This is a genomic window from Promicromonospora sp. Marseille-Q5078, assembly GCF_050315395.1.
In the GTDB taxonomy this organism is placed as follows: Bacteria; Actinomycetota; Actinomycetes; order Actinomycetales; family Cellulomonadaceae; genus Isoptericola.
Genome location: NZ_JBNPQG010000001.1, coordinates 2,008,998 through 2,024,148 on the forward strand (window position 1 = coordinate 2,008,998; position 15,151 = coordinate 2,024,148).

Below are 15,151 nucleotides of genomic sequence, written 5' to 3' on the forward strand. Positions count from 1 at the left end.
CAGGGGGTTCCGGTATCAGGGGGTCGTGCCGGGGGCTCCGGCTGCCGGGACGGGGTCGGCGGCGCAGCCGGGGCACAGACCCCAGAAGGTGACCTCGGCGAGGTCGACGGCGAACCCGTGGGACGCGCCGGGCGTCAGGCACGGCGCGTGGCCCACGGTGCAGTCGACGTCGGCCACGGCCCCGCACGAGCGGCACACCACGTGGTGGTGGTTGTCGCCGGTGCGACGCTCGTAGCGCGCGGGGTGGCCGGCCGGCTCCATGCGACGCAGGAGGCCGGCGGTCGTCAGCGCGTGCAGGCAGTCGTAGACGGCCTGCACCGACACGGAGCCGAGGTCGGCGCGCACGGCCTGCACGACGTCGTCGGCGGTGGCGTGCTGGTGCTCGTCGAGCGCGCGCAGGACGGCGAGCCGGGTGCCGGTGACGCGCAGGCCGCGGTCCCGCAGCAGCGCGTCGTCCCTCGTCACCGTGGTCATGTCGGCGACCCTGCCACACATGCTGGAACGATTCCAGTAAAGGCTGCGGTGCGGTCGGCGGGAGACGCTCGCCACACCGTTCCCGGACCCTGCCGGGTCGGGCCTCGACCGTGCTAATGTTGACCGCTGACCGACCTGGGTCCGTCTGTACGCCGCTCCACCGAGCGTCGTCGTCGGGCTCGGGTGCATCAAGTGGATCCCATCCCACCCGAGCACCGACCGAGCGCCCCCGGGCGTCGACAGGAGCCGGGTCCCGGTCGGACGCTCCTCGTGGGCGTCCGCCTCGGTCGTCGGAGCGTTCGCGCCCCGGCGTCGGTAGATGGCCTCCACCTGTGCTCAGGTCGGGGGCCTTTCCCGTCCCTGACGGTCTACCGACGAGTTCCTAGGAGCATCACCATCAGCGAGCCTCGCATCAACGATCGGATCCGCGTCCCCGAGGTCCGACTCATCGGCCCGGGCGGGGAGCAGGTCGGCGTGGTCGCCACGGGAGTCGCCCTGAAGCTTGCCCAGGACGCCGACCTCGACCTCGTCGAGGTGGCCCCGGACGCCCGTCCGCCCGTCGCCAAGCTCATGGACTTCGGCAAGTTCAAGTACGAGTCGGACATGAAGGCGCGCGAGGCGCGGCGCAACCAGGCGAACACGGTCCTCAAGGAGATCCGGTTCCGCCTGAAGATCGACCCGCACGACTACGGCACCAAGAAGGGCCACGTCGTCCGCTTCCTCGAGGCGGGGGACAAGGTCAAGGTCATGATCATGTTCCGCGGTCGCGAGCAGTCGCGCCCCGAGATGGGCGTGCGTCTGCTGCAGCGGCTCGCGGAGGACGTCGCGGAGCTCGGCTTCGTCGAGTCCATGCCGAAGCAGGACGGCCGCAACATGACCATGGTGCTCGGCCCGGTGAAGAAGAAGGCCGACGCCAAGGTCGAGCAGCGCAAGCGGTCCAGCGAGATCAACGCGCAGCGCAAGACCAAGTCGGAGGTCAAGGCCGAGGCCCGCGCCCAGTCCGAGCCCGCCACGGAGGCCGACGAGGTCCCCGAGGACTCGGTGGCCGAGGCCCCGGTGACGGAGGCCCCGGTGACGGAGGCCCCGGTGACGGAGGCCCCGGTCGCGGAGGCCCCGGTCGCGGAGGCCCCGGTCGCGGAGGCCCCGAAGGCAGCGCCGGCACCGCGCGCGGAGGCGGCACCCGCCAAGCGCGCGACGTCGAAGCCGGCCGCGGCGCCGAGGTCTGCGGCCCCGTCCGCGGCGCCCAAGCCCGCGACGCAGGCCCGGCCTGCTGCGGCGCCCAAGCCTGCGACGGCTACGCCGGCAACGCCCAAGCCCGCCGCCGCGACGCCGAAGCCCGGCGTCCCGCGTCCGTCGGCACCGCGGCCGAAGCCCACCCCCCGCGCGGGGCGCTGAGGCAGCACCGCACACCGACCATCTGGCACCGGGTCGCTCGTCGACCCCGGTCCGCACCACGTCCCCGCCACCCGGCGGGTGACCGACACGAGGAGAGACGGCAGTCATGCCGAAGAACAAGACGCACTCCGGCGCCAAGAAGCGTTTCCGGGTCACCGGCAGCGGCAAGATCATGCGCGAGCAGACGAACGCTCGCCACTACCTCGAGCACAAGTCGAGCCGCCGCACCCGCCGTCTGGCCCAGGACCAGGTGGTCTCGGCCGCCGACGTCAAGACCATCAAGAAGCTGCTCGGCAAGTGAGCCCTCGGCGGCCTCCCCGTTCACGGTGATCGACCGATGAGCACGGCCGCCGGGTCCACTTCCGGTCCCGACACTGCAAGGAGCATCACGTGGCACGCGTGAAGCGGGCGGTCAACGCCCACAAGAAGCGCCGTACGACCCTCGAGCGCGCCAGCGGCTACCGCGGCCAGCGTTCGCGCCTGTACCGGAAGGCGAAGGAGCAGGTCACCCACTCCCTCGTCTACTCGTACCGCGACCGCAAGGCGAAGAAGGGCGACTTCCGCAAGCTGTGGATCCAGCGCATCAACGCTGCGTCCCGCGCGCAGGGGCTGACCTACAACCGCCTCATCCAGGGCCTCAAGGCCGCGGGTGTGGAGGTCGACCGTCGCATGCTCGCCGAGCTCGCGGTCAACGACGTGGCGGCGTTCAACGCGCTCGTCCAGGTCGCCAAGGACGCGCTGCCGGCCGACGTCAACGCGCCGAAGGCCGCCTGAGCCACCCTGCTCAGCACCCGGACGCCCGGACACCCCTGACCTGCCGATGCCACACCCGTTCCCCGGCATCCCCGACGTGACGCTCGCCAACCCGCGAGCGGACCGGGTCAAGCAGGTCAGGGCGCTGTCCGGGCGTCCTGCACGTTCCCGGCACGGGCAGTTCCTCGTCGAGGGACCCCAGGGCGTGCGCGAGGCCGTGCGGCACGCGCCCGCCGACGTCCGGGACGTCTACCTCGCGCCCGACGCTGCCGAGCGCTACGACGAGATCGTCGCCGGCGCGCAGGACGCCGGGTTGCGCGTCCACGTGGGCACCCGGGAGGTGCTCGACGCGATGAGCCCCGACGCCCAGGGCGTGCTGGCCGTCGTCCGGCGGACGCCGGTCGAGCCCCTCGAGACCATCCGGTCCCTGGCCACGACCGCGGGCCGCCCGCTCCTGGTCGCCGTGCTCGCGAACGTCCGCGACCCCGGAAACGCCGGCACCGTGATCCGTGCCTCGGACGCCGCAGGCGCCGACCTGGTGGTCCTGGCCGGCGAGACCGTCGACGTGCACAACCCCAAGGTCGTGCGGTCCACCGCCGGCTCGCTCTTCCACCTGCCGGTGGTCACGGGACTCGCCCTGACCGACGCCGTCGACGCGCTCCGCGCCTCCGGCTGCACGGTCCTCGCCGCCGACGGCGCCGGTGATCACGACCTCGACGACCTGCTCGACGTCGCCGGCGCCGCGCCGAGCGACGGCCGGCCCGACCTCGCCGGCTCCACGGCCTGGGTCTTCGGGAACGAGGCGTGGGGCCTGCCCGAGGCCGACCGCGCGCTCGCCGACGCCGTGGTGCGCGTCCCCATCCGCGGCCGCGCCGAGTCGCTCAACCTGGCCACCGCCGCGACGGTCTGCCTCTACGCCAGCAGCCGCGCGCAGCGTTGACGTGTGACGCGGCGCCGGCCTCGCCGCGTCGCCGGGCCGTGGCACGATGCCCGGATGCGTCTGTTCACGGCCGTGTACCCCTCCGTCGATGCTGCCGCGCACCTGGAGCTCGCCCTCGCGGGGGTGGGCGGGCCGTCCCTCGCCGACCCTGGTCGCGGGCTGCGGTGGGTGCCGCCCGAGCAGCGGCACGTGACGCTCGTCTTCCACGGCGAGGTGCCCGACGGCGCCGTGCCGGGCTACGTGGACGCGCTGCACGACACCCTGCGCGACGTCCCGCCGTTCCGGCTGGCGCTGTCCGGCAGCGGGTCGTTCGGCGGCCGCACCCTCTGGGTGGGCGTCACCGGCGCGATCGAGGAGCTCCGGCGCGCGGCCGGGTTCGCGCAGGACGTCGCCGTCGGCGCGGCGGGACTGCCGGCCTCCGACCGTGCCTCGGGGCGCCCGCACCTCACGGTCGCCCGCGCGACGCTGCGGGCCGCGGAGGGGCGTCGGCAGGTGGCCGGCGCGCGCGGCGGGACGCGCCGCCCGCGGGGTCGGGAGCAGGAGGCGTCGCCCCTGGTGCCGTGGGCGCAGGCCCTCGCCGTCTACCGTGGCCCGACGTTCGAGGTCGACGCTGTGCACGTGGTCGCCTCCCGGCTCGGGGAGGGACGCTCGGGCGGCCCGCTGCACGAGGACGTCGCGGTCGTTCCCCTGGAGGGCCGCGACGAGGCGGGCGGGCCCGTGCCATCATGGGAGGCGTGACACGCCGCGACCACCGATTTACCGGGCCCGCCACGGGCCCGGTCCCGGCCGTCCCCGCGCGCTGACCGCGCGCGGCACCGCGGACGCCGACCTGACAGGCCCGGGCGGGCACATAAACTGACCCGGCCGCCACACCCCTCGCAGGGCCCCTCTCAGGAAGGCACGCATGTCCACGCCCGCACCCACCCCAGACCACGGCCCCGACCCGCTCGACGTCGGTGCCCTCGACGCCGCCGTCGAGGACGCGCTCGCCGCGGTCGCCGCCGCGAGCGACCTCGACACGCTCAAGGTCGTCCGCAGCGCGCACACCGGGGACAAGAGCCCGCTCGCGCTCGCGAACCGCGCCATCGGCGCCCTGCCCGGCCCTGACAAGTCCGCCGCCGGCAAGAACGTCGGTCCGCGCCGCGGCCGTGTCAACCAGGCGATCGCGGCGCGCCAGGCCGAGCTCGAGGTGGAGCGGGACGAGCGGGTGCTCGTCGAGGAGACCGTCGACGTCACGCTGCCCACCGACCGTGACCCCGTCGGCGCCCGCCACCCCATCGAGCTGGTGCAGGAGCGCATCGCCGACTTCTTCGTCGGGCTCGGCTGGGAGATCGCGGACGGGCCCGAGGTCGAGGCGGAGTGGTTCAACTTCGACGCCCTGAACTTCGAGCCCGACCACCCGGCGCGGCAGATGCAGGACACGTTCTACGTGGAGGGTGTGGACGGCGCCGCGGGCACGACCGACGGGTCGGACGGCACGGCGGGCGGCAAGCCGTCCAACCTCGTGCTGCGCACGCACACGTCGCCGGTGCAGTCACGCTCCCTGCTGGAGCGAGGCGTGCCGCTGTACGTGGCCTGCCCGGGGAAGGTCTTCCGCACGGACGCGCTCGACCAGACGCACACCCCGGTCTTCCACCAGGTCGAGGGCATCGCGATCGACAAGGGCCTCACGATGGCGAACCTCGTCGGGACGCTCGACGCCTTCGCGCGCGCCATGTTCGGGCCCGAGGCCCGCACGCGGCTGCGCCCCAACTTCTTCCCGTTCACCGAGCCGAGCGCCGAGATGGACCTCTGGTTCCCGCAGAAGAAGGGCGGGGCCGGCTGGATCGAGTGGGGCGGCTGCGGCATGGTCAACCCGAACGTGCTGCGGGCCGCCGGGGTGGACCCCGAGGAGTACCAGGGCTTCGCCTTCGGGATGGGCATCGAGCGCACGCTCATGCTGCGCAGCTCGATCGCGGACATGCACGACATCGTGGAGGGCGACGTGCGCTTCTCCACCCAGTTCGGGACGGAGATCTGATGCCTCGCATCGTCACTGACTGGCTCGGCGAGCACGTCGAGCTGCCGGCCGACCTCACCGCGGAGCAGCTCGCGGAGGCGCTGGTGAAGGTCGGCCTGGAGGAGGAGGAGATCCACCCGGCCGCCGTCACCGGCCCGCTCGTCGTGGGCCGCGTGCTCGAGCAGACCCCCGAGCCGCAGAAGAACGGCAAGACCATCAACTGGTGCCTGGTCGACGTCGGCCCGGAGCACAACGCCACGCAGATCAAGGGCGTCGACGACGCCGACGTCCCCGCCGGCGGCGCGCGCGGCGTGGTCTGCGGCGCGCACAACTTCGGCGTGGGCGACTTCGTCGTCGTGTCGCTGCCCGGCACCGTGCTGCCCGGCGGGTTCGCCATCGCGGCGCGCAAGACGTACGGGCACGTCTCCGACGGCATGATCTGCTCGGTGCGCGAGCTCGGGATCGGGGACGACCACGACGGCATCCTCGTGCTCACGCGCGCCGGGTTCGACGCCGCCGACCTCACCCCCGGGCAGGACGCGGTCGCGCTGCTCGGTCTCGGCGACGAGGTGCTCGAGATCAACGTGACCCCCGACCGCGGCTACGCGTTCAGCTACCGCGGCGTGGCGCGCGAGTACGCCCACTCCACGGGCGCGCGCTTCACCGACCCCGGGCTGGCGGCGAACCTCGCCACGCCCCCGCCGGCCCCCACGGCCGACGGGTTCGCGGTCGAGGTCGACGACGCGGCGCCCGTCCACGGCCAGGTCGGCTGCGACCGGTTCGTCACGCGCGTCGTGCGGGGCATCGACCCCGCGGCGCCGACCCCGCCGTGGATGAAGCGCCGCCTCGAGGGCTCGGGGATGCGCGCCATCTCGCTGGCCGTCGACGTCACCAACTACGTGATGCTCGACCTCGGGCAGCCGCTGCACGCCTACGACCTCGCGCAGGTCGCGGCGCCGATCGTCGTGCGGCGCGCGGCGCCCGGGGAGCGCCTGACGACGCTCGACGACGTCGACCGCGCCCTGGACGCGGAGGACCTGCTCATCACCGACTCGCCCGCGGGCGAGCGCGGCTCGCGGGTGCTGGGGCTGGCCGGCGTCATGGGCGGCGAGTCCTCCGAGGTCAGCGCCTCGACGACCGACGTGCTGGTCGAGGCGGCCCACTTCGACCCGATCACCGTGGCCCGCACGGCGCGCCGGCACCGGCTGCCGTCCGAGGCCGCCAAGCGGTTCGAGCGCGGCGTCGACCCGCGCCTGCCCGCCGTGGCGGCCCAGCGCGTGGTCGACCTCCTGGTCGAGCTGGGGGGCGGCACCGCCGACCCGGCCGTGAGCGACCTGGACACCACCGCGGCGCCCTCGTCCGTGCGCCTCGACGTCACGCTGCCGACCCGGCTGGTGGGCGTCGAGTACGACCGGGCGACCGTGGTCGCGATCCTCGAGCAGATCGGCTGCACGGTGACGGACGCCGTCGCCGGGACCGCCGTGGACGCCGTCCGTGTGACGCCGCCGTCGTGGCGCCCCGACCTCACCGAGCCGGCGGCCCTGGTCGAGGAGGTCGTGCGGATCGCGGGCTACGACCAGATCCCGTCCGTGCTCCCGGCCGCCTCCGGCGGTCGCGGCCTCACCACCGAGCAGCGCGCGCGCCGCTCCGTGGCGCGCGCCCTCGCGGAGGCCGGGCTCGTCGAGGTCCTGTCCTACCCGTTCGTCGGCGAGGCGGACCTGGACACGCTCGGGCTGCCCGACGACGACGTGCGGCGGGTGACCCTGCGGCTGGCGAACCCCCTCGCGGACGACCGGCCGCTGATGCGCGCCGACCTCCTGTCGACCCTCCTCGAGGTCGCGCGACGCAACGTCTCGCGCGGGCTGCCCGACGTGGCCGTCTTCGAGACCGGGCAGGTCACGCGGCCGACGCCGGGCACCCCGCCGCCGCCGCAGCTGCCGGTCGGCGTCCGGCCGTCCGACGAGGACCTCGAGGCCCTCGTCGCGGCCGTTCCGGCGCAGCCGCGCCTCGTCGCCGGCGTCCTGACCGGCCGGGCCCGGCCGGCGGGCTGGTGGGGCGACGGTCGCGCGGCCGACTGGTCCGACGCGGTCGCGGCCGCCCGGCTCGTCGCCGCACGCGCCGGGGCCACCGTCGCGGTCCGGGCCGACCACGACACGATGCCGTGGCACCCCGGGCGCTGCGCGGCGGTCACGCTCGCCGACGGCACCGTCGTGGGGCACGCGGGCGAGCTGCACCCCAAGGTGGTCGAGGCGCTCGACCTGCCCGCCCGCGCGGCGGCGTTCGAGCTCGACCTGTCCGCGCTGATCGCGGCCGCCGCGGACGAGCCCTTCGCGGCCCACCCGGTGTCGGCGTTCCCCGCGGCGAAGGAGGACTTCGCGTTCGTCGTCGACGCGGCCGTCCCCGCGGCGGACGTGCACGCCGCCGTCGTGGCGGGCGCCGGTTCCCTGCTGGAGGACGCGCGGCTCTTCGACGTCTTCACCGGCGAGCAGGTGGGCGAGGGGAAGAAGTCGCTCGCCTACTCGGTGCGCCTGCGCGCCGCCGACCGCACCCTCACCGCCGACGACGTGCGCGCCGTCCGCGAGGGCGTCGTCGCGGCGGCCGCGGAGCGCGTGGGGGCCGTGCTGCGTGGCTGAGCCCGGCGTGCCCCCGGCCCGGACCGCCCTCGTCACGGGGGCGAGCCGGGGCATCGGCCGCGAGGTCGCGCTCGGGCTCGCCCGGGCCGGCCTGGATGTGGCGCTCGTCGCGCGGGACGCGGAGCGGCTGGCCGAGGTCGCGCGCGAGGTGCGCGGCCTCGGCCGGGCCGCCGTCGCGCTCCCGGCGGACGTCACGGACGGCGCCGCGGTCGAGGCCGCGGTCCGGACGGCCGAGGCGCCGTCGGCGGACGGTGGGCTCGGGTCCGTGGACCTGCTGGTCAACAACGCCGGCCGCATCGACGCCGAGGTGCCGCTGTGGGAGGCCGACCCGGACGAGTGGTGGTCGGTGCTGCAGACCAATGTGCGCGGGCCGTTCCTGCTCGCCCGGCACGTGGTGCCCGGCATGCTGGCGCGCGGCGGCGGCCGGGTCGTCGACCTCAACAGCGGCGCCGGGTCGCACGACAACGCCGAGGCGTCGGCCTACAACGCGAGCAAGACGGCGCTGATGCGGCTCGGGGCCGGGCTGCACGACGCCGGCCACACCCGCGGCCTGCGGGTGCTCGAGGTCGCTCCCGGGGTGGTGCGCACCGACATGACCGGGGCCATGCGGGCGCACGTCGGGCGCACCGAGTGGACGCCCGTCGAGCGGACGGTCGACCTGGTGTCCGCGTTCGCGCGGGGCGAGCTGGACGCGTGCTCGGGATGGTTCGTGCGTGCCTCGCACGACACCCCGGAGTCCCTGGCGCGGCTCGCCGGCGAGGCGTCGGCGCCCGCCGCGCGCCGGCTGCGGGTGCAGCCGGCGGCGGGCGACGACCCGCTGGCCGAGGTGCTCACGGGTCGTTGAGGGTCGCGGGGCCGAGCGTCAGCGGCGCTCGTCGCGCCAGCGCACCCACCGCTCGACGAGCGACAGGTCGTAGTCCGGCCCGCTGGCGCCGATCGTGAACAGCGTGGCGCCGGCGTCGAGCAGCTTGCTGCCGACCTCCTCGGGCGGGGCGCCTACGCCGACCGACCGCTCCACCAGCGCCGCGGTGTCGCGCCCGACGGCCTCGCCGTGCTCGTCGAGGATCGCGGACTTGCGGGTCAGGGTGTCGACGTCGCCGAACGAGTGCCACACGTCGGCGTGCTCGGCCACGAGGCGCAGCGTCTTCTTCTCGCCCCCGCCGCCGATGAGGATCGGGATCTCGCGGGTCGGGGCGGGATTGCCGGCCGCGAGGCGCCGCTTGATGCGCGGGAGCGCCTCGCCGAGGTCGGCGATGCGGGAGCCCGCGGTGCCGAACTCGTAGCCGAACTGCTCGTAGTCCTTGGCGAACCAGCCGGCGCCGATGCCGAGGATCAGCCGGCCCTCGCTGATGTGGTCGACGGTGCGCGCCATGTCGGCGAGGAGGTCGGCGTTGCGGTACGAGTTGCAGGTGACGAGCGCGCCGAGCTGCACGCGCTCGGTCTGCTCGGCCCAGGCGCCGAGCATCGTCCAGCACTCGAAGTGCTTGCCGTCGGGGTCGCCGGTGAGCGGGTAGAAGTGGTCCCAGTTGAAGATCACGTCGACCCCGGCGTCCTCGGCGCGCAGGACGGCGTCGCGCATCTGCCGGTAGTCGGCGTGCTGCGGCTGGAGCTGGACGCCGATGCGGATCGGACGGGGTGTGGTGGAGGTCATGGGACGAGCATAGGGACCCTGGTCACCTGTGCTCCGGTGACGTCCGGGTGGCGACCGCGAACACGCGGCGGAAGGCGAGCGGGGTGCCGAAGGCCCGGCGCGGGTAGGCCGCGCGCAGCGCCGCGCCGAACTCGGCGTCGAACCGCGCGCGCAGGGCGGTGCCGTGCGCGGCGTCGTGGGCGTCGAGGGCGTGCAGCACCGGCTGGGCGCCGGTGGCGGAGATCCATCGCAGCACCGGGTCGTCGCCGTCGAGCACGTGCGTATAGGTGGTCTCCCACGTGTCGACCGTCCAGCCGGGCGCCGCGAGGAGCTCGAGGTACTCGGCCGGGTCGCCGACGGCGCGCCGCTCCACCGGCCCGACCGCGGCGGCGTACGGCTCGCGACCGGCGACCTCGCGCAGCAGCCGGTGGCTCGGGGCGTCGTGGTTGCCCGGGACGGAGAACGCGAACGTCTGGCGGGCCGTGCCGGCGAGCGCAGGCAGCAGGTCGCGGTGGCCGGGCACCCACTGCAGGGTGGCGTTGCTGATCACCAGGTCGGCCTCGGGCGCGGGGCCGCGGCCGGCGACGTGGTCGCGCACGTCGGCGAGCTCGTACCGCCCGCCGGGGTCGGCGGCCCGGGCGCGCTCGATCATCGCGGGCGAGGCGTCGAGGCCGACGAACGAGGCGCCCGGCCACCGCTCCCGCAGCACCGGGGTGAGGTGCCCGGGGCCGCACCCGAGGTCCACGACGCTCGACGGCTCGCGCAGCACCCGGGCGACCAGCTCGCCGAACGGCCTCGACCGCTCGTCGGTGTAGCGCAGGTAGGCGGTGGGGGACCAGTCGGCCACGACAATTCCTCTCGACGTCAAGTTTCTTGATGTCGAGAGAGTAGCGTGCGGCCCCCGCCGGCACCAGGCTGTCCCCATGGACGGCTCCCCGCCCCCGCCCGGTCGGGGCGACGCGACCCCCGCCACCGTCGTGCCCTACCTCGCCGTCCGCGGCGCGGCCGAGGCGATCGACTACTACCGCCGGGCCTTCGGCGCGCAGGAGCGCACCCGGATCGAGGAGGGCGGCGTCGTCGGTCACGCCGAGCTCGGCATCGGGGGCGCGACGGTCTACCTCGCCGACGAGTGGGAGTCGATGCAGGTGCTGGCCCCCACCACGCTCGGCGGCTGGTCGGTCTCGCTCTCGATCGAGGTGGAGGACGCCGACGCGTTCGTCGCGCACCTCGTCGACTCCGGCGCGCGGCTGGAGCGAGGGGTCGACGACGGGCCCGAAGAGGGTTGGCGCAGCGCGTGGGTCGTCGACCCTTACGGGCACCGCTGGCACGTCTCGAGCCCGACGGCGGGCTGACGTCGGGCCGGCCTCCGGCTCAGGGGACCAGCAGCACCTTGCCGGTGGTGGCGCGCCCCTCCAGGGCGCGGTGGGCCTGCTCGGCGTCGGCGAGGGGGAACGTCGCGCCCACGCGGACGTCGAGGTCGCCCGCCGCGGCGGCGCCGAGCACCTCCCCGGCCCGCCACTCGAGCTCGCCGCGGGTGAGCGTGTAGTGGGCCAGCGTCGGGCGGGTCAGGTAGAGCGAGCCGCCGGAGTTGAGCCGCTGCGGGTCGAACGGCGGCACCTGCCCCGACGCGCCGCCGAACAGCACGAGCGTGCCGCGCGGACGCAGCGACGCGAGGGAGGCCTCGAACGTCGCGCGGCCCACGCCGTCGTACACCACGTGCACGCCCCTGCCGTCGGTGAGGTCGCGCACGACGGCGGGCAGCCGGGTCGCGACGTCGTCCATCGCGGCGTAGTCGACGGTGTGCGCCGCGCCCGCCGACGACGACAGGGCGGCCTTCTCCGGCGACGAGACCGTCGTGATCACGCGCCCGCCGCGCGCCGTGGCGAGCTGGGTCGCGAGCAGGCCGACGCCCCCGGCCCCGGCGGTGAGCAGGACGTCGTGCCCCGGGCCGACCTCGAACGTCGACGCGACGAGGTAGTGCGCCGTCATGCCCTGCAGCGGCAGCGCCGCCGCGGTCACGAGGTCGAGCCCCGCGGGGACGCGGACGGCGTTCGAGGCGGGGACGGCGGCGAGCTCGGCGTACGAGCCGGGCGCCTCGTTCCAGGCCACCCGGTCGCCGACGGCGAAGCCCCCGACGCCGTCGCCGAGCGCCTCGACCGTGCCCGCGCCCTCGACGCCGACGACGTGGGGGTAGGCCATCGCGTACACGCCGGCCCGCCGGTAGGTGTCGATGAAGTTGACGCCCGCCGCCGCGACGCGGACGAGGAGCTCGCCCGGGCCCGGCACGGGGTCCGGCTGCTCGGCGTAGGTCAGGACCTCGGGACCGCCCGCCGCGCGGGCCACCACTGCATGCATGCGTCCGAGACTACGCACCGGTCGCGCTCGCCCGGGCCGGTCAGGACATCCGCTCGCCGGCCCGCACGGGCGCGGCCAGCCGGTTGCCCGCCGGCGCGAGCGGGCAGGTCCACGCCGGGTCGTAGCGGCAGGACGGGTGGTAGGCGAAGTTGAGGTCGACGACGACGCGGCCGTCGCCGCCGCCCAGGTCGGCGCCCTTGGCGGTGTCGAGCACGTAGCGGCCGCCGCCGTACGTCTCGGCCCCGGCGGTGGCGTCGCGCAGCGGCACGAACAGGCCGCCGCCGTACTGGGACAGCCACCAGGCGTCGAGGGTGCCGAGGCCGGGGAGCTCGAGCACGCCCACCCGCTCCATCGTCGTGGTGCCGTCCGCGCCGGTGTCGATCTCCAGCCGGGCCGACTCCGCCGGCAGCAGCCGGGCCTCGATCCGCAGGGCCGGGTCGTACGGCCAGACGGGCAGGCCCGAGCCGTGCAGCGGGTCGTCAGCGGCGAGCGGGCTCTGCGGGTGGGTGCGGAACAGCGCGTCGCGGCCCTCTCGCCACCTCGCGTGCCCGCTCGCCGGGTCGGGCGCGGCGCGGACCGCCGCGTACAGCTCGGCGACGCGGCGGCGCCAGTCCGCGAGCTCGACGACGGTGGCCGGAGTCACGCCGCGACCTCCAGCTCGGCGAGCAGGAAGCCGTCCCCGTCGGCGTGCCGCCACACGGCGTGCCGCACGAGCCGCAGCCCGGCCGTCCCGGCCTGGTCGGCGAGCAGCCCGGGCGTCGCGAACCGGTCGTGATGGACGGGGAAGTCGCGCCGCGGGCGGGCGGGCCGGCCGAAGCCGGTGAACGTCGCCGTGACGGCGCGGCCGCCGGGCCGCAGCACGCGGGCCCACTCGGCCAGCACCCGCTCGGGGTCGGGCACGAGGTGCAGCGCCGTGACGCAGGTGACGAGGTCGACGGAGCGGGACTCGACGGGCAGCGCCGCCGCGTCGGCCCGGACGAACATCGCCCCGGGGAGCGCGCGACGGGCGGCATCGAGCATCGCGGGGGAGAGGTCGACGCCGGTGGTCCGCAGCGGGCCCGGCGACGCCGCGGCCAGCGCGCGCAGCACCAGGCCGGTCCCGGTGGCGACGTCGAGGACGTCCCGGACGCCGTCGAGGTCGCAGAAGGCGGCGACCTCCTCGGCCAGGTCGCGGTGCATGCGGCTCTCGTCGTAGGTCGCGGCGCGGGCGTCGTACGCCGCGCCGACCGCGGCCCGGACGTCGGTGGTCGAGGTCGGGGTGTCGGTCACGCTGCCGACCCTATGCTGCGGCTGTGACTCCAGACACCCCTGCCCCGTTCGCGATCCGTCCCGCGGCCGACGACGACTGGCCCCGTCTGTGGCCGATCGTCGAGACGGTGGTCCGCGAGGGCGAGACGTACGCGTACCCCCTCGACCTCACGAGCGACCAGGCGCGCGACGTGTGGATGGAGCGGCCGCCGGGCGCGACCGTCGTGGCGGTGGGTGCGGACGGCGCCGTGCTCGGCACGGCCAAGATGGGTCCGAACCGACCCGGCCGCGGCGACCACGTGGGGACGGCGTCGTTCATGGTGTCGCCCGCGGCGCGCGGGCTCGGGGTGGGGCGCGCGCTCGGCGAGCACGCCGTCGCCTGGCACCGGGAGCAGGGGTTCCGCGGGATCCAGTTCAACGCGGTGGTGGAGTCGAACGAGGTCGCTGTGCGTCTGTGGCGGTCGCTCGGCTTCGAGGTCGTGGGCACGGTGCCGGGCGCGTTCCGCAGCCCGTCCCACGGGTACGTGGGGCTGCACGTCATGTACCTCCCGCTCACGGGCTGAGACCTCGTGGGGGCTCGATGACGCGCTCTGCATAGGTATGTATAGTGCTGCATATGGTCAGCACTGAGCCGCAGCTCCGCGTGGCGGTGGCGGGCGCGTCCGGATACGCCGGGGGAGAGTTCCTCCGGCTGGCGGCGCGCCATCCCCACCTCGAGATCGGCACCCTCACGGCGCACTCGAACGCCGGGTCGCGCCTCGGCGCGCTCCAGCCGCACCTGCGCTCGCTCGCCGACCGCGTGCTGGAGCCGACGACGCCCGGGGCGCTCGCGGGCCACGACGTCGTCGTCCTCGGGCTCCCGCACGGGGCGTCCGGCGAGATCGCCGCGCAGCTGCCCGACGACGTGCTCGTGCTCGACCTCGGCGCCGACCACCGCCTCGCCTCCGCCGCGGACTGGGAGCAGTTCTACGGCTCGGCGCACGCCGGCACCTGGCCCTACGGGCTGCCGGAGCTGATCCACGCGGACGGCACGGGACAGGTCATGGGCACCCAGCGCGACCACCTCGCGGGAGCCCGCCGGATCGCCGTGCCCGGCTGCAACGTCACCGCCGTCACCCTCGGCCTCCAGCCGGGCGTCGCGGCGGGCCTGGTGAGCCCGGTCGACGTCGTCGCCGTCCTCGCCAACGGCTACTCGGGCGCCGGCAAGTCGCTCAGGCCGCACCTGCTGGCGGCCGAGGGCCTGGGCTCCGCGGTCCCCTACGCCGTGGGCGGCACCCACCGGCACATCCCCGAGATCGCGCAGAACCTGCGGGCCGCGGGCGCCCCGGAGGTCTCGATCAGCTTCACGCCGACCCTCGTGCCGATGTCCCGCGGGATCCTCGCCACGGCGACCGCGCGCCTCGCGCCGGGCCACGAGGGCGCGTCCGCCCACGAGGTGCGCGAGGTGTGGGAGCGCGCGTACGCCGCCGAGCCCTTCGTCGAGCTGCTGCCCGAGGGCGAGTGGCCGACGACGGCGGCCACGCTCGGCGCCAACACGGCGCTCGTGCAGGTCGCCCTCGACGCCGCCGCCGGCCGCGTCGTGGCCGTCACCGCCATCGACAACCTGGTCAAGGGCACCGCCGGCCAGGCGGTCCAGGCCATGAACCTCGCCCTCGGCCTGCCGGAGACGGCCGGCCTCGTCACCGAAGGAGTCGCACCATGAACCCACCCCACGGTTTCACTCG

Annotated in this window: 17 protein-coding genes; 11 read left to right on the top strand and 6 right to left on the bottom strand. The window is 75.4% G+C overall.

All coding sequences use genetic code 11. The features are described from left to right. Positions 1–15: 15 nt before the first annotated feature. Complete coding sequence (locus tag ACQFYA_RS09280) at positions 16–474, bottom strand: Fur family transcriptional regulator (protein WP_499123322.1); 459 nt, start codon at positions 472–474, stop codon at positions 16–18. A 447-nt stretch (positions 475–921) separates the two neighbouring features. Here ACQFYA_RS09280 and infC point away from each other — a divergent pair, with 447 nt between their 5' ends. From infC to ACQFYA_RS09320, 8 genes are all read left to right on the top strand, one after another. Then, complete coding sequence (gene infC, locus ACQFYA_RS09285) at positions 922–1,869, top strand: translation initiation factor IF-3 (RefSeq protein WP_499127489.1); 948 nt, start codon at positions 922–924, stop codon at positions 1,867–1,869. A gap of 106 nt (positions 1,870–1,975) precedes the next feature. Then, the gene (gene rpmI / locus ACQFYA_RS09290) at positions 1,976–2,170 is read left to right on the top strand and encodes a 50S ribosomal protein L35 (protein WP_079576291.1); all 195 of its coding nucleotides are present in this window, start codon (positions 1,976–1,978) and stop codon (positions 2,168–2,170) included. Positions 2,171–2,259: 89 nt separating this feature from the next. Then, positions 2,260–2,643, top strand: a complete 384-nt coding sequence (rplT, locus tag ACQFYA_RS09295; RefSeq protein ID WP_079576292.1) for a 50S ribosomal protein L20 — start codon at positions 2,260–2,262, stop codon at positions 2,641–2,643. A gap of 46 nt (positions 2,644–2,689) precedes the next feature. Further along, the gene (locus ACQFYA_RS09300; RefSeq protein WP_499123324.1) at positions 2,690–3,562 is read left to right on the top strand and encodes a TrmH family RNA methyltransferase; all 873 of its coding nucleotides are present in this window, start codon (positions 2,690–2,692) and stop codon (positions 3,560–3,562) included. Positions 3,563–3,616: 54 nt separating this feature from the next. Further along, on the top strand, positions 3,617–4,300 hold the full coding sequence (locus tag ACQFYA_RS09305; RefSeq protein WP_499123326.1) for a 2'-5' RNA ligase family protein: 684 nt from the start codon (positions 3,617–3,619) through the stop codon (positions 4,298–4,300). 166 nt (positions 4,301–4,466) lie between these two features. After that, complete coding sequence (gene pheS / locus ACQFYA_RS09310) at positions 4,467–5,582, top strand: phenylalanine--tRNA ligase subunit alpha (protein WP_499123329.1); 1,116 nt, start codon at positions 4,467–4,469, stop codon at positions 5,580–5,582. Continuing rightward, on the top strand, positions 5,582–8,194 hold the full coding sequence (gene pheT, locus ACQFYA_RS09315) for a phenylalanine--tRNA ligase subunit beta (protein WP_499123331.1): 2,613 nt from the start codon (positions 5,582–5,584) through the stop codon (positions 8,192–8,194). Before pheS ends, pheT begins: the two co-directional genes overlap by 1 nt. Further along, positions 8,187–9,038, top strand: a complete 852-nt coding sequence (locus ACQFYA_RS09320) for an SDR family NAD(P)-dependent oxidoreductase (RefSeq protein WP_499123334.1) — start codon at positions 8,187–8,189, stop codon at positions 9,036–9,038. The genes pheT and ACQFYA_RS09320 overlap by 8 nt, the downstream gene beginning before the upstream one ends. A gap of 18 nt (positions 9,039–9,056) precedes the next feature. Here ACQFYA_RS09320 and ACQFYA_RS09325 read toward each other — a convergent pair whose 3' ends face one another. Both ACQFYA_RS09325 and ACQFYA_RS09330 read right to left on the bottom strand, forming a co-directional pair. After that, positions 9,057–9,845 carry an LLM class F420-dependent oxidoreductase gene (locus ACQFYA_RS09325; protein WP_499123335.1) on the bottom strand — a complete coding sequence of 263 codons (789 nt, stop codon included), beginning with the start codon at positions 9,843–9,845 and terminating at the stop codon, positions 9,057–9,059. Positions 9,846–9,867: 22 nt separating this feature from the next. Then, positions 9,868–10,671 carry a methyltransferase domain-containing protein gene (locus ACQFYA_RS09330; RefSeq protein ID WP_499123337.1) on the bottom strand — a complete coding sequence of 268 codons (804 nt, stop codon included), beginning with the start codon at positions 10,669–10,671 and terminating at the stop codon, positions 9,868–9,870. Between the two features lie 76 nt (positions 10,672–10,747). Here ACQFYA_RS09330 and ACQFYA_RS09335 point away from each other — a divergent pair, with 76 nt between their 5' ends. Next, entirely contained in the window at positions 10,748–11,176 is a 429-nt protein-coding gene (locus tag ACQFYA_RS09335) for a VOC family protein (RefSeq protein ID WP_499123338.1), read from the top strand. A 19-nt stretch (positions 11,177–11,195) separates the two neighbouring features. Here ACQFYA_RS09335 and ACQFYA_RS09340 read toward each other — a convergent pair whose 3' ends face one another. From ACQFYA_RS09340 to ACQFYA_RS09350, 3 genes are read right to left on the bottom strand one after another with little or no spacing between them, the layout of a single operon-like run. Further along, positions 11,196–12,179, bottom strand: coding sequence for a quinone oxidoreductase family protein (locus ACQFYA_RS09340; protein ID WP_499123339.1), 984 nt, complete (start codon positions 12,177–12,179; stop codon positions 11,196–11,198). Between the two features lie 40 nt (positions 12,180–12,219). Next, positions 12,220–12,822 (bottom strand): DUF1684 domain-containing protein, encoded by a 603-nt coding sequence (locus tag ACQFYA_RS09345; protein WP_499123341.1) that lies wholly within the window; start codon positions 12,820–12,822, stop codon positions 12,220–12,222. After that, complete coding sequence (locus ACQFYA_RS09350) at positions 12,819–13,448, bottom strand: class I SAM-dependent methyltransferase (RefSeq protein WP_499123344.1); 630 nt, start codon at positions 13,446–13,448, stop codon at positions 12,819–12,821. Before ACQFYA_RS09350 ends, ACQFYA_RS09345 begins: the two co-directional genes overlap by 4 nt. Before the next feature lie 23 nt (positions 13,449–13,471). Between ACQFYA_RS09350 and ACQFYA_RS09355 the strand changes: the two genes are divergently transcribed. Both ACQFYA_RS09355 and argC read left to right on the top strand, forming a co-directional pair. After that, entirely contained in the window at positions 13,472–13,990 is a 519-nt protein-coding gene (locus ACQFYA_RS09355) for a GNAT family N-acetyltransferase (protein ID WP_499123345.1), read from the top strand. 53 nt (positions 13,991–14,043) lie between these two features. Further along, positions 14,044–15,129, top strand: a complete 1,086-nt coding sequence (argC, locus tag ACQFYA_RS09360) for an N-acetyl-gamma-glutamyl-phosphate reductase (RefSeq protein ID WP_499123347.1) — start codon at positions 14,044–14,046, stop codon at positions 15,127–15,129. Positions 15,130–15,151: the final 22 nt, after the last annotated feature.

Excerpts from the sequence above, each read along its gene's own strand:
- ACQFYA_RS09340 (WP_499123339.1), bottom strand. The coding sequence starts at position 12,179 with ATGCATGCAGTGGTGGCCCGCGCGGCGGGCGGTCCCGAGGTCCTGACC.
- argC (WP_499123347.1), top strand. The coding sequence starts at position 14,044 with ATGGTCAGCACTGAGCCGCAGCTCCGCGTGGCGGTGGCGGGCGCGTCC.
- ACQFYA_RS09280 (WP_499123322.1), bottom strand. The coding sequence starts at position 474 with ATGACCACGGTGACGAGGGACGACGCGCTGCTGCGGGACCGCGGCCTG.
- pheT (WP_499123331.1), top strand. The coding sequence starts at position 5,582 with ATGCCTCGCATCGTCACTGACTGGCTCGGCGAGCACGTCGAGCTGCCG.
- ACQFYA_RS09300 (WP_499123324.1), top strand. The coding sequence starts at position 2,690 with ATGCCACACCCGTTCCCCGGCATCCCCGACGTGACGCTCGCCAACCCG.
- ACQFYA_RS09305 (WP_499123326.1), top strand. The coding sequence starts at position 3,617 with ATGCGTCTGTTCACGGCCGTGTACCCCTCCGTCGATGCTGCCGCGCAC.
- ACQFYA_RS09325 (WP_499123335.1), bottom strand. The coding sequence starts at position 9,845 with ATGACCTCCACCACACCCCGTCCGATCCGCATCGGCGTCCAGCTCCAG.
- ACQFYA_RS09335 (WP_499123338.1), top strand. The coding sequence starts at position 10,748 with ATGGACGGCTCCCCGCCCCCGCCCGGTCGGGGCGACGCGACCCCCGCC.
- rpmI (WP_079576291.1), top strand. The coding sequence starts at position 1,976 with ATGCCGAAGAACAAGACGCACTCCGGCGCCAAGAAGCGTTTCCGGGTC.
- pheS (WP_499123329.1), top strand. The coding sequence starts at position 4,467 with ATGTCCACGCCCGCACCCACCCCAGACCACGGCCCCGACCCGCTCGAC.